Raw genomic sequence first — 13,544 nt, 5'->3', positions numbered from 1 at the left:
ACCGGCTGACCACCGACCGCCGTCGACCAAACGCATCGACCGAGTTACGAGACAGCCCTTAGCGAGCAACTCTCGCCGAGCGGCGAGGAAGTCGAGATAGTTGTCGACCTTCCACAGTTCGTGGTCCATCGGGATCCACTGGCTCTCCAACGCGCCGGGATGCTTTTCCTGCACGTCGGCGAAGTAGTCCTCAGGCGCGCGTTTGCCGATCGACAGGTTGGTCTGCTGCGTGAGGAAGCAAAAGTTGGCGACCGCGTTGACCTCGGCCCGGTGGTAGCCGGTCTTGTAGAGCAACGCCTTGGGGAAGATGTGGTGCACCTGGAGCGAGGTGAGGGTGTCCGAGGATCTCGCTTTTCAGTGGTAGGCCGGTGCCGAAGTCGCGGGCGTCGAGCACGCGGGTCAGCAGGTACAGCAGCGGGTAGAACCGGGAGCCTTTGCCGAAGCCTTCGAAGTCTTGGCCGTCGATGGTGAGTTTGCCACCGCGCCACCGGGTGAGGCTAGCGATCAAGCCGTCGATGCCGTCCCGGTTGAGCGCGTCGTAGTCCTGGGTCAGCATGGTCTCCGTGGAGCCGGCGAATCGGCCGCGGAGGGCGGACTGCACGTACCAGAACAGCATCCGGTCGCGCTGTGCGCCATCGGCGAAGCCGCCGCCGTAGCAGCTGATGAGGCTGCTTTCGGCGTTGTAGCCGAACTCGGCGACGCCGCTTGGTCCGGTCGAGCGGGTTAGCAGACAACGGTCGTTCCAGATTTAGTCGGTGACGTGCGGGCCGCCGACCCGGGTAGCGAACGGACTTGCGGAAGTGCAAGTTTGATTATTGTGCGGGCGGATCGAGGCGGTGTGGGTTCGAATCCCCCTACGGACCAGGCGACGGCGCCTGCCGGCTCCGGAATTTTGGAGACTTTCGGCTGGTCACGCTACAGATGCGGGCCGGCGTGGAGGTTCGCCTTCAAGGCGGGTCCCGTACAACATGGGAACGCGGCACGTCCAGCGACGACGCTGCGTTCGTCGTCGTAGACGCCGCTTGGGCGCTACCGGCGAGGGGTAGTAAGACCGGCGATGTGTCTCGTGGGGGAGTGAGCTGCAGACGCCTCGCGATAGGCGGCCACTCGAACCCGGTGGACCTTGCTGGGATCGAACCCGGTGGACCTGGCGGCGTTGACTTCGCAACCGAAGATCGCCGCGCGCGACGCCGCGCCAAGCTTGCCATCCTCGCCAAGCTCCACTTCCGGCACCGTGCGGTCAACGCCTTTAATTGGAACTGGGCGCACCAGGCGGCCGCAGCCTCGGACTTCAAGGCTGCACGCCGGGTCGTTGCGGACTTCATAACCTCCCGGCGCACTGCCGAACACGCAGCCGCTGAGGAGCAGGAACGGTTACACCGCTACGCCGGGTCGGATGGCGTTGACAACGATGGCCGCCGTCTCGACCGACGGGAGTTCAAGGAGACGATGCACGCACTCAACTGGTTGGCACGTGCCAGATGGGGTGGTATCGGAACCACGGCAAGCGGTACCAGGCGGATCTACTGGAGAAGTTCGGCAACGACTTCACCGATCAGGGTTGCCAGCGGAGCCGGGTATCACGATAAGGGTGTCTAAGAACGGCCAATCCTGGTACGCCTGGCGGCGCACCGTGAGCGGGTGGTGCTTCGCCATCGGGGCGGCCGGGCCGCCGCCGGATCAGTGGCAGCACGACGGCCCGGAACCGCCCCAGGGATTGCCAGGCAAAGACAAGTCATGGGGTAACGACTCTTCCTCCACGGAAGCGAGCCGCAATTGGAAGCTTTAGCTACGGCAGCGCTACTTTTGCTTTCGTCGCCGTTGCGTTCTCTTGTCGTATGGCGGCTCGTTGTACCGTTCCAGCATTGGAAAACCAGCCGCTGTCACCTTGAACACTGCCTCATCAGGCGGTATTTCAGGCAGAACATCGTGATTTGGGTGCAGGTATATGTACTGGTAGGCATTGTGCGCCAACATCTGGTTGGCGGTAACTGCCGTTTCAATAGATGCCGGGAACTTGGGTGGCAGCGGTTGGACATCCAAACACAGGATAAGGAGAAGCCTAGGGCTGAGCGGAAACCAGATCTCTTCCGCATTCAGAAACCCGATTCCCCTCAAGGGGTTAGGACGGCTGGTATAGCGAACCACGGGTTCGTCACAAGTGAGCAATAGCGGGCCGGAAAATTCCGCCAGATACCAGTGGCGACGCATGAGCATCTTGTAAATTCTAAAGGAAGCCTCGCCCATTATCCTGAGATGATCGTTCGGATCGGGCACGAACCTATATTCATCGAGGTTCTGAACGAATTCGGCCGCCTCCCGTACGCGATCCTCCGTTGGCTCCTCACCCTGCTGGCGCATGCGTTGAACTATTTGCGTTTCGTCGATACCTGACAGTTGCAGTCGCGTCAACAAATCGGCTTGCAGCTCAATCGACTTCCTCGTCCTTTTGCCGCGCACCGCCTGAAACGCAAGCAGCGTTGCAAGGGCATGCTTATCATCTGGTGGGGGCGGGAAAATGCCGAAGGTAGGATGGACGATGTTCGAAATTGCGGAGCTTGCCCGGCCCTCGATATGGGACAGAAGTTGCTCTAGGTAACCCGAGAACCCGCCCTTCAGGTCAATGAAGGTGTAAAAGTCCTTCTCAGCGCCCGCTTCCTTAATGTTGACACGGCGTCTGTCACCGCCCGGCTTCTCCACTACCTCGATCTGGCGGGCCGTATTGGCCCACCGCTCAAGGTAGAAGCGAGGAACGATGTGGTGACGACTCCCGACGCCTACATTCGGGTCTCCGGGAAACGGCCACTCTTCCGCTCGGCCCTCTTCGTCATTGCCTGCCATGCGTACCGCCCAATAACGTCCAGTAACCCACCGCGTTCGGCGTGCCTACGGTAGACAGGCCGGACAACACCCGCAACCAAGAAACGTTCGCCGTGTCTGGATGCAAGGATCGAGTCAGGGGCACGGATGCCGCCGAGAGACGCGGCAGCATCCCCGCCTGTTCTTCTAGGCCAGTGCCTTGATCCGTTCCTCTATCAGCTCAGCCGATTCGTTCTGCTCCAGGGCTGCATCGGCAAGCTGGTGATAAGCATCCGCGAAGCGGTCGGCCTGCGGTGCCTCGACGTAGTGCTGTCCACCCAGCCCATCCTCGTACCCGACCGGCGGGTACGGGTGCGGCATCTCGAACAGCCAGAACCGACCGCTGAGGCCGGGGTGGATCGCAACCTCGCTTGGCAGCACGCGGATGACCGCCCTGTCGCCCTGCTGGAGGTCACGCAAGTTGACAAGCTGCGCGCGTAACGTTTCTACGCCGCCAACCGTCCGGTGGAGCGCCCATTCGTCAACGACGGCCTCGATTTTTATGTCAGCGGCAGCCAAGGCGCGCTGAAGGTTGCGGCGCTGTTCACTGGAGCGCGCGTCCTTGCTGCCGGGCTGGGCGAAGCGGGCTACCAGCTCGTTGTACCGCGGCGTCTGCACGGGCTCGGGCACCATGCCGGGATCGGACAGACACAGCCGCTCGGCGCGCGCCGCCAGCCACGGCAGGTCGATGAATGACGCGTCCGCATCGTCGTCGGGCTCCGGGCTCCAGCGATGCGTAGGCCAGACGTTCTCGGCCAAGCGTAGCGACCGGTCGCGCTGAGCCGAGTCGTGGATGCCGTACAGCTCCAGCAGGTTCACCACGTCGGCGCGCGGGATGGGCCACTCCGCCTTTTCATAACGGGCGAGTGCGGACGGGTCGCGGTTCAAGTGTTCCGCGACGAGCCTGAGCGTCAGACCGCGCTCCTCGCGGAGCTGGCGCAGACGTTCCCCAAGCCACAAGCTCCGCCAACTGGCGGATTACTGCATTGCTCTCCTGAATGCTGCGCTTAAGAGGTATGAGGCACGGACGCGTCGGTAACCCGTTCCCCCTTTCGCGCTGCGGCCTTGTCATGTCCTGCTCTCGGCGGCTTGTTGAGGCGAACAATCTCCACGATCAGGTAAGCGAAGAAGGCGGCCAGGCTGAGAAGGAAGAGTCCCGTATATATCCACCGCTTAGTAGTAGACAATGCGGTTTCGCCGTTGGTCATCTCCATCAGCGGAAGAACCATACCCGCCACCGCTATTCCGGCGAGAAGTAGGACGGCGACGATGAGTCCTTCCGGCTTGCTTACGCCAGCGAGAGCCTCTCGTGCGTGGCTCCGGTCACGCTCCGTGTCTTGCATTGCCTGCTTCGCAGCCGACTCGTTCGCGCGCAACTGAAGATACGGGGCAGACTTAATGCCGCGAGTCGCTTTGCTCCATGACTCACGGTCAAGTTGAGGTAGCTCCCACGAAGTATTGGGAAGCAATCCAAAGAGGCCGGACCCACGCCTTGTCCGTGCGGCGTCTTTTCTCCGGTGTGTCTCCCACTCCGCTTCGAGCAATCTGGCAATTCTAGCCGCAACGCGCCGCTCGACGCCATCCGGGAATCGTTGCAGGAAACCATCGCGTTCTTGTTCGTTCGACCATGTACGTCTTCCTTCATCCAACAGGCCCGCCTTTTTCGCCTCGGTCATCACCAATGTTGTGGCAGCGACGGCCTGATCGTAATAGGTACGCAACTCCTCGCCGTCTTTAAGCTCGTCATCGTAGGACGCGTAAGCCTTCTCGAAGGTTGGCTCTTTCTCTGCAAAGACATGATCGAGCGCATATTCGATGAAAGTGCCACCGTCCTCGTCCAGGCGAGCACGGTGGATCTCGGCGTACTCATCGCGACGCGCGACAGATAGTTCGGCCAGCTCGCGCTCGCGGCGTTCCAGCGAGCTGCGCTCACCGACCAGGGCGACGAGCCGAGCGATCAGGAGACCGGCGATGATCGCCACCAGCGCAGCACCGGACTGGACGAGCGTGGAGAGCAAAGGCGTGCCGTCGACAGCTTCCGCGGGTAGAGGTAGCGGGCTGCCAGTGGCGGGCACGACGGATGGCGAGACCTCGACGGCTGGCGTCGGCGTGACGACCGCGGTTGCCGCCGGCGACGTGGGCGCTGGCTGTGCGTGGAACACCTTTACTCCTGTTGCAGACCGACTGATGATCATATAGCCAGCACCCCAGCCCCTAGCGCCTGCATCCGTACCGGCGCATCAGGCGCTGCTCTGCCACCCGTAGTAAGTGGATCGCCCGCGCAGCTACGACGCAGAAGTGTCGTACCGGCTCGCTATCTTGGCCCACGCTTCAGGCATCGCTTCCCATTTGAAAGGTCCGACAGATGAAGCTTGCCCGACTCCGCAAGACTCCGAGGAAGATTCATGTAACGCCTGACGAGGTGAAGACCGGGTGCGGAGCCTTCATTCCGGAGGATGCTCAGCTCAGCAGGGACACGGCCGAGTGGTACCTCCATACCAACTGCTATAACTGCACCTACCGACTCTGGCCAGCTAACACCGGCTACATCCGGCCACGCGACGGCCAGGACTTCCCACCACGGCGCGAGTGTCCTCATTACCCTGGCCGGGAGCTAGATCCAAAGAGCTGCCAGACGTGCACACCCTTCAACCCGGCTATCGCGCGCCCGTGTCCCAAGGGTTGCTCGGAACCGCACGACCCGCGCCTGGGCCTGCCGCCCTGTACCGTCTACCCTCCGCAGCGCGAAGTGCCGGACGGTGAACGGTGTCCAGAGGGATGTGAGACGGAGTCCACCGTGATGGGCCGTGCCAACCCCGGAGTATTCCTGGACTTCGACTTCTCTGACGGTGCAATGACGCGCTGTTGTCACTGCGGTGAGCGCGTCCCGCCATACAACTACGACTAGAACGGTGGCGGGTCGTCAGAGGATGGAACTGGAGCGGGCCATTGCCAGACCGCACTCGGCAATGGCAGATTCGTAACGACGAACAGGTTGAGGATATCGGTGCGGTCCATAAAAAGGATCTGACTACGCTTGGAGGCATCGAGCTTGTTGCCGAGCCAGTTGCGGGCAGCCTTGGTGATCTCGCCACCCGCGACAATAAAGGCGTGGTCAACGAGAACTCTCTTGCCGATCTCAGGATCGAAGATTGCGTGACCGAGCATCATAAGGGCCTGATTGTGGATCTCGGCGACGTTGGCGTTCCCCGTCTTCGTCACCCCAGACGAATCAAGCTTGCCCTTCTTCGCCTGGATACCGAAGTACAGCACGTGCTGGGTCGGCAGCGTGTACCGCATCCAGACGTCCTTGCCGTATTCCAGGGCCTTGTCCTTGTGACCGGCCGCGGTGATCCGGTGGAAGCCGAGCTGTCGGAACAGCGGCAGCAGGACCTCCTCGATCAGCTCGTCTTCTGAGCAGGTCTCGACAGAGGTTGGTGATCACGGGGGGGACTTTTAGGGCGCCTGATGGCTTAGGCCACAACCCCTACAAGGCTGTGACCTCACCGGAGACAAGCTGCGGGATCAGCGCGTCTCGGAGTTGGCGTGCGGCTTGGATGACCTGTTCGTGCGCCTGGATCTTGTCGTGTATGGCTGCGGCGACCTTGACCACGATGTTCTGGATCTCCAGCGGGGGTAGGGCGAGGGGTAGCCTGCTGACGATTTCGCTGGTGAGACTGGGCACGACGCCTTGCTGGATCTGGCCGGTGAGGAAGTCGTGAACCGATGGGTGTCTCAGGTAGCAGTCGAGGTAGCACGGCAGGAGAGCCGAGCGGGCGGCGTCGGTGACGCGGATCCGGATGGTGGAGCTGCCCATCAGCCACCGCGATTCGGCTGTGGTGATAAGGGCATGGCTGGTGGTGGCGCGGAGCCGGGCGAGCAGGATGTCGCCTTCGGCAAGCTCGTACCGGTCGAGACGTCGTGCTTTGTCACGGCTCACCATGTAGGCCGGTGTTGACGTGATGCGGCCGTCGCTGATGTCGGTGGTATTGACGACGGGGATGCCGGAGGCGACCCGGTCTGCCGCCTTCAGGACTGATCCGCCAGGTCCGGCTTGTACGGTGCAGACCTCGTCGAGTCGCCGATGCTGCCAGTTGGCGGGGGTGGGGCTGATCAGTGGTTCCATGGGTGCAACCGATCGAGGAGTTGGTCTAGGGCGCGGTTGGCGGTGGCGGCCGTGATGTCGAGCGTTCGGAGGATGGCGCGCAGGTCGACGACGGTCGTCGCTCGCGGTTCCAGCGCAGTGTCCGGCGCGGCAGGGCGGTGGTAGGCCGCCGCGCGCAGGTCGTAGCCGGTCTGTTCGAGTCGGTCGACGGTGACCGCCGTCGCGGTCACGCTGTTGACCCGCTGGAGCAGGTCGCCGCTGCCTTCGAGCCATTCCTGGTAGAGGGCGACGATGGTGTCGCTGCCGACGTCGGTGAGGACGCGGTGTGTGGCGCCGTCGCGTTCTGTGGCCTCTTTCCCGTCGATCAGCAGGACCTTATGGTGCCGTCGCTCCTCGGGACGGCCGAGAACCCACAAAGTGATTGGACTCGTTGTCTCCCGGAACAGTCGGCCGGGCAGCTCGATGACGCAGCGCACGGCGCCTCGCGTCACCATGGTGGCGCGGATCTGCTTGTCCTTGGGGTTCCGGCTGGAGGCTGTGGTGTTGGGCATGATGACGACGGCCCTGCCTGCGGGAGCCAGGGCCGTTGCGGCTAGTTGCAGCCAGGCGAAGTTCGCGTTGTGGCGGGGCGGCTCGCCGTAGGGCCAGGCTGCGGGTGGGAAGGCTGCCGAGGGCTGCCAGTCGTCCATCTTGAACGGTGGGTTCGTCACGATGACCTCGTAGGGGCCGACACCTATGTCGATCACGGTGGGATGGTCGGGCGGCTGGTCGCCGAGGTCGATAGGCGCGCCGTGAACTGCGGCGTTCATGACGGCGAGACGCCAGGTCCGTGCGGCTAGGGCGCGACCGCTGACCCGGCCCGGCGGTATTGGGCCGAGTCCGGACGGTCGCTGATGCGCCAACACCGCAGTCAGGATCTCGCCGGACCCGCAGCACGGATTATGCACTCTGTCGACCGGCTTGGGATCAGCGAGCCGCACCATCAGCCGGGCCACTTCTGCCGGGGTCAGGTATTCGTCGGTGCTGCGGTGGCGGGCTTGCGCGAACCGGTCGAGGAGGAAGTCAAACGCGTCTGGCGCTGTCATCCGCCCGGCCTTCTCGACCGGTTGCGGATCAAGGCCGGGCAGGACGTGCCTCCGCAGAGCGTCGACGGTGGCGCTGAGACGGTTTCGCCACCACCCGTCCTCCGTAATCTTGTTTATCATGTCGGTGCGCATGATGTGGGCAAACGGCTGCGCATACCAGACGTGACGGAAGACCTCGGAGATCCGCTGCGCAGGTGCGTTCGCGATCAGCGCCCATCCGTCCGGAGTCATCGCTTGAACGCCAACCAGCGACATGACCAGTTCCTGGTACATGCTGGGGTCTTCGCTCTGGTCGTAGCCGGATTCCAGATGTTTCCACAGGCCGGTCTTGAGCCGGGCGACCGGTGAGCGGACTGCGGATTCCGCGCGGAGAACAGCAGTGTGTAGGCCGGTCGCGCTGCGGAACCGGTGACCGTAGGTCACGCCGGGTGCCTCATTCGCCCCCAGGTCACTCTTCTGGACCTTGCGGCGGTCAAGCCATGCCGCGACATCGACGGCGGGAAACACCATCTGCTGATCTCCCTGGATCGGCTTGGGAAAGTCGGAGTGCCGATGCGCCCACTTGCTGACGGCCTGCTCCGTGACCCCGGCCGCCTGGGCGATCTGTGCCCGGGTCATCAAGGACTGTTCTCCGGGGTTCTCCGGCACGCGCCGGCCGGGGTCAAACACCGTCGCGGTCTCCCTTGTCCGGACCTCGGAAGGCGCGGATCAGCCGCTCCAGGCGGTGTGTGCGACCCTCGTTCAAGATCACCCATCCGACGAAGCCGACGAACAGCACCACCGTCGGGACAACAATCCGTGCGTCAACGGTCCCCAACACGTCGATCAACCTGGCAACCATGCCCGGCTCCTCCTCTGATGCGCTTGCCATGGAGTTGACCGTAGGCAGGCATTCTCACGCGGGCCAGCGCGTAGCCATGGTACGCCCTAATCTGTTTCCTCCCTGAGCCGAAGCCGGAGGCGATAGTTCCCCGTATGCGTAAACGCGCGTCGATACACGCGGCTGCGGCAGTTGCGCCGCAGCTGGTTAGGTCACTCGCCGATGACCGTCACGGTGACGTTGCCCCGTTTCGGGCGGCGATGCCGTGCGGTGCCCACCGCACCACCTCGACCACCTGGACCGGCAGGTCTGACTCTCGGTTGACGCACTGCGTCCACAAACAAACGTCCCCACCCCGATCAGTACCGGGTCCAGCTGCGCGGTCACCAAGTCCAGGCCGCGCAGCACTGGTGGCGATCACCGGACTATGAGCCGCCGAGGAGAGCGCTTGGCCAGGGACGCCTCCACTACCATGAGGATCCGTGATGACACCCGCGGGTGACGCCCATCTGGAGCCCAGGCTGGTGGGTGACATCTCCGGCCGGTTCTACGTTCCCGCCTACCAGCGCGGCTATCGGTGGGGCGCGGTCGAGGTGCGCCGGCTCCTCGACGATATCTGGGGAAGCCGCGACGAGCCGTACTATCTCCAGCCGGTGGTTCTGAAGCCGCACGGTAACGAATGGGAGCTGGTAGACGGCCAGCAGCGGCTCACGACACTGTTCCTGATCTTTCAGTTCATGAGGCGCGAGGGATTGCAGAGCACCGGTGCCGGTTACTCCCTTCGGTACGAGACGAGGGAGGGAAGCGCCGCCTACCTGGAGGAACTGGATCCGGAGCAGAGCCGGCAGAACATCGACTTCTTCCACATCCACGAGTCCTACCAGTGCATCCGCGCTTGGTTCGACGCGCACGGCGGCCGGCGCCAGTACGTCGCAAACAAGTTCTACGGCGCGCTGTTCGAGCAGGTGCGAGTCATCTGGTACGAGGCCACAGACGACCTGGACGCCGTCACGCTGTTCACCCGGCTGAACGTCGGCCGCATTCCGCTCACGGACGCCGAGCTAGTCAAGGCCCTCCTGCTGTCGCGAAGCCGCGGTGGTCCCGGCGTGACCGACCGTGCGCTGGAGATCGCGGCGCAGTGGGATGGCATCGAGCGCGACCTGCGCAACCCGGAGCTGTGGGCGTTCATCACCGGTACGGCGTCATCCAGCCCGACGCACATCAGCTTGCTGCTGGACAGCATTGCGGGCGGGCCTCTCGGCCGCGAACGGCCGCCGTTCCACACCTTCGAGACGCTCAGGAAACAGATCGCGGACCGACCGCAGGAGTTCTGGAACCAGGTGGTCGACCTGCATTCCCTGGTGGTGGGGTGGTACGAGAACCGCGACCTCTTCCACAAGATCGGTTTCCTGGTGGCGCAGGGTGCGTCGTTGCGTGGCCTGATCGATCTCGCCAGGAACAAGACCAAGTCGAGGTTCGAGAGCGACCTTGACCGACTGGTGCGGGACCGGCTGCGGTTGTCTGAGGCCGATCTGCGGGAGCTCGGCTACGACAAGGAGGACAAGGCAGGCCGGGCGCTGCTGCTGATGAACGTCGAGACCGTCCGACGCAGGAGAGGCTCCTCCGAGCGGTACTCCTTCCGAGAGCACGCCGCCGGGCGGTGGTCGCTGGAGCACATTCACGCGCAGAACGCCGAACAGCTCAGCACGGTGGCGCAGTGGACGCAGTGGCTGCAACTGCACCGCAAGGCGCTGCTGATCCTCGACGACGTCGACCCGGCCACAAAGATGGCCGTGCTGGAGCGGGTCGACTCGGTGCTGGCCAGTTCGGCCATCACAGAAGCCAACTTCCGTGCGTGCGAACGGGAACTGACTGCGCTGCTCTCGCCCGATGCCTCGGGTGTCGGCGGCGTGGACTCGATCGCCAACCTGGCGCTGCTTGAGCGGAGCGACAACAGCGCGCTGCGCAACTCCGTGTTCGCCGTGAAGCGGGCCGTGATGATCGACCGAGATCGGAAGGGGTCGTACATCCCGGTGTGCACCAGGAACGTGTTCCTCAAGTACTACTCGCCGGCCGGCGAGCACCAGATGCACTTCTGGAGTGCCGACGACCGGGAGCACTACTTCGCCGAGATGCTCGACGTGCTGCACGCCTACCTGCTGCCCGACGCGGAGGTGACGCCGTGAAGGGCTACCTGACGTCGTATGTGGGCCTCTTCACTGCCCGGCCCGAAGGTGGGCCGGACATCGGTGGCGTCGAGATTCCACTCATCCAGCGTGACTACGCCCAGGGCCGTCAGGACGACCGGGCGCGGGAGATCCGCGTCGACTTCCTGGAGGTTTTGCTCGACGCGATCGCCGGGAGTGAGCCAGTCGGCCTCGACTTCGTGTACGGCCGGATCGAGGGCACGACGTTTTGTCCCCTCGACGGGCAGCAGCGGCTGACCACGCTGTTCCTACTGCACTGGTACCTTGCCTCGGCGGCCGGCTGCCTGGACGCCGGGGCGGCCTGGACCCGGTTCTCCTACGCAACGCGCCCGAGCGCGCGCCTCTTCTGCCAGCGACTGGCCGCCAACCCGCTGCCCCCGGCCGCGCATGCGCCGTCGACCTGGATCACCGACCAGGCGTGGTACCTACACGTGTGGCACAACGACCCGACCATCCAGGCCATGCTCGTGATGGTCGACTCGATCCATGAACAACTTCGGCGCCTCCATCCTGACCACGATCCGCAGGCCATGTGGGACCGCCTCACCCACGCCGAGTCGCCCGCCGTGTCGTTCTACGTGTTGCCGCTGGACGACATGGCATCCGACGAGGACCTCTACATCAAGATGAACTCCCGGGGCAAGCCGCTCACGCCGTTCGAGAATTTCAAGGCACGCTTCGAGCAGGACATCCGGCACTCCGACCGAGCCGACGAGTTCGCGCACAAGATCGACGGGCCGTGGTCGGACCTTCTGTGGCCGTACCACGGCGGTGACAACCTCGTTGACGACGAGTTCTTCAACTATCTCGGCTACATCACCGAACTATGCGAACTCCGCGAGGGCCGTGTCGAATCTGGACAGCTTGGCCGCCGGGCACGCGCCGTGTTCGGCGAGGCTAACCCGCGCGCCGGCGACCACATCGATTTCCTGTTCGGCGCGTTCGACAACTGGAAGAACGCCGCCCACATCGCTGCGACCTTCAGCGATGTGCTGTCGACGGTGCTGCCCGGCCAGGATCGCTACGACTGGCGGAAGGTCGTGCAGTTCGGCGGTGCCGGCACCGACCCGTTCGGGCAGTGTCTCCGGCGCGGTCCCGGAAACCTGGCTGCCCCGCAGCGCCTGCTGCTGTACGCGTTCCTCCTGCACCTGATCGAAGGCACCGAAGACTTCCCCCGCCGGCTCCGCATACTGCGCAACCTCATCGCGGCCTCCGAGAATGAGCTGCGCGCTAGCTACATGCCGGCCCTGGTCAAGGACGTCGAGAAGCTAATCGTCAACGGCGACCTTGACGCCGTGACTAGGTTCAGTGGCAACCAGATCGACGACGAACGCCGCAAGCATGAGTTCCTTGAAGCCAACTCCGAACTCGCGCCCGCCCTCTTCAGGCTGGAAGACCATCCAATTCTACGGGGCGCGCTGAGCGCGTTCGAGCTCGACAGCGAAACCTTCACGCGACGCGCGCGAGCACTCGAGACCGCGCTCGCGGACCGGCGGCAATGGCTCGGTCTGACCGGCGCGCTCCTCACCTTCGGCGACTATCAGCGCCAGCGACCAAACTCCGGGTCGTGGCAGTTCGGCTCCGCCGACAACGAGGCCGTATGGCGGGATCTCCTCACCGGGACCACGTACCGGGGCCTCCAGTCGATACGAACCGTCCTCGGCCACCTGCTGGACGGCCTGGCCGGCAGCGACAGCGACCCCGGCGACTACTTCGAGCATGTGATCGGCGCGTGGCTGGCCGAGCGCGAGGACTCCAAGACCTTCGACTGGCGCTACTACCTCGTAAAATACCCGTCCATGCGAACCGGCACGACCGGCATCTACTACGGTGTCGACGGTCAGCTCGGCTACTCCATGTGCATGCTGCGCACGACGCGGCTCAACGGCTACTACCGCGACCCGATACTGCTGCAGGTCTGGCAGTCCAGCGGCGTCGGCAATCGGGTCGAGGACCCTTGGTTCACCGGTTACGAGACGAATGCCCGCTGGCTGCGGTTGGTGCAAAGCGGCGTCGGCATGCGCAGCATCGACGTCGGCTTCGCGCTCGATGTTCCCGACGATGAGGCCACAAAGGCAAAGTTCGCCGTAGTCTTCGAGCAGCACGGGCTCGTGCGCACCGTGGACGGGGCCGTCATGCTCTCGATCCCCCAGCAGGAAGGCGCCCTCGGCCTCGTCGACGCGATTGATCGCGTTGTCGCCGGGGCGGCGTTCCTGCGCGATCTGGTGCAAGCCGGCCTGTAGGCGTCAGGTCACCTGAGTGAGCACCAGGCAAGGCCGGTCCCTGGTTCTGCCAGATCCGCCCGGTCCAACGGCCGCCGACTCCACCCGCCGCACTCGCACCCCCAGACACCGACTGTCAGGTCAAATGCGACCCAGCCAGAAGATTTGGCTGCCACAGCTACGACATCGCCGGTACAGCCGCAGAGGGATGTTCAGGCGTTGATTTACACCCCTGTTCGGACACAG

At 63.9% G+C, this 13,544-nt stretch carries 10 protein-coding genes; 2 read left to right on the top strand and 8 right to left on the bottom strand.

What is annotated here, in order from left to right:
* The 8 genes from V6V89_RS28495 to V6V89_RS28460 form a co-directional block, all read right to left on the bottom strand.
* On the bottom strand, positions 1-318 hold a 318-nt coding region (locus tag V6V89_RS28495; protein WP_334622546.1), incomplete at its 3' end, for a hypothetical protein.
* Between the two features lie 1,482 nt (positions 319-1,800).
* Positions 1,801-2,841, bottom strand: coding sequence for a DUF4238 domain-containing protein (locus tag V6V89_RS28490; protein ID WP_334622545.1), 1,041 nt, complete (start codon positions 2,839-2,841; stop codon positions 1,801-1,803).
* A gap of 165 nt (positions 2,842-3,006) precedes the next feature.
* Positions 3,007-3,819: a helix-turn-helix domain-containing protein gene (locus V6V89_RS28485; RefSeq protein WP_334622544.1), complete on the bottom strand. Its 813-nt coding sequence runs from the start codon at positions 3,817-3,819 to the stop codon at positions 3,007-3,009.
* A gap of 47 nt (positions 3,820-3,866) precedes the next feature.
* On the bottom strand, positions 3,867-5,021 hold the full coding sequence (locus V6V89_RS28480; protein ID WP_334622543.1) for a hypothetical protein: 1,155 nt from the start codon (positions 5,019-5,021) through the stop codon (positions 3,867-3,869).
* A gap of 742 nt (positions 5,022-5,763) precedes the next feature.
* The gene (locus tag V6V89_RS28475; protein ID WP_334622542.1) at positions 5,764-6,159 is read right to left on the bottom strand and encodes a hypothetical protein; all 396 of its coding nucleotides are present in this window, start codon (positions 6,157-6,159) and stop codon (positions 5,764-5,766) included.
* A gap of 187 nt (positions 6,160-6,346) precedes the next feature.
* A complete protein-coding gene (locus tag V6V89_RS28470) occupies positions 6,347-6,985 on the bottom strand; it encodes a restriction endonuclease subunit S (protein WP_334622541.1) in 639 nt (212 codons plus the stop codon).
* Complete coding sequence (locus tag V6V89_RS28465; RefSeq protein WP_334622540.1) at positions 6,973-8,718, bottom strand: HsdM family class I SAM-dependent methyltransferase; 1,746 nt, start codon at positions 8,716-8,718, stop codon at positions 6,973-6,975. Before V6V89_RS28465 ends, V6V89_RS28470 begins: the two co-directional genes overlap by 13 nt.
* On the bottom strand, positions 8,711-8,878 hold the full coding sequence (locus tag V6V89_RS28460; protein WP_334622539.1) for a hypothetical protein: 168 nt from the start codon (positions 8,876-8,878) through the stop codon (positions 8,711-8,713). The genes V6V89_RS28465 and V6V89_RS28460 overlap by 8 nt, the downstream gene beginning before the upstream one ends.
* A gap of 476 nt (positions 8,879-9,354) precedes the next feature.
* Here V6V89_RS28460 and V6V89_RS28455 point away from each other — a divergent pair, with 476 nt between their 5' ends.
* Together V6V89_RS28455 and V6V89_RS28450 are read left to right on the top strand one after the other, a co-directional pair.
* Positions 9,355-11,055: a DUF262 domain-containing protein gene (locus V6V89_RS28455; RefSeq protein ID WP_334622538.1), complete on the top strand. Its 1,701-nt coding sequence runs from the start codon at positions 9,355-9,357 to the stop codon at positions 11,053-11,055.
* The gene (locus V6V89_RS28450) at positions 11,052-13,319 is read left to right on the top strand and encodes a DUF262 domain-containing protein (protein WP_334622537.1); all 2,268 of its coding nucleotides are present in this window, start codon (positions 11,052-11,054) and stop codon (positions 13,317-13,319) included. Before V6V89_RS28455 ends, V6V89_RS28450 begins: the two co-directional genes overlap by 4 nt.
* The last annotated feature ends 225 nt before the right edge of the window (positions 13,320-13,544 follow it).

It is taken from the genome of Micromonospora sp. CPCC 206061, from assembly GCF_036906915.1.
GTDB lineage: Bacteria > Actinomycetota > Actinomycetes > Mycobacteriales > Micromonosporaceae > Phytohabitans.
Note: the sequence above shows the minus strand (reverse complement) of the source record. Positions and strands in the feature narration are given on the sequence as shown.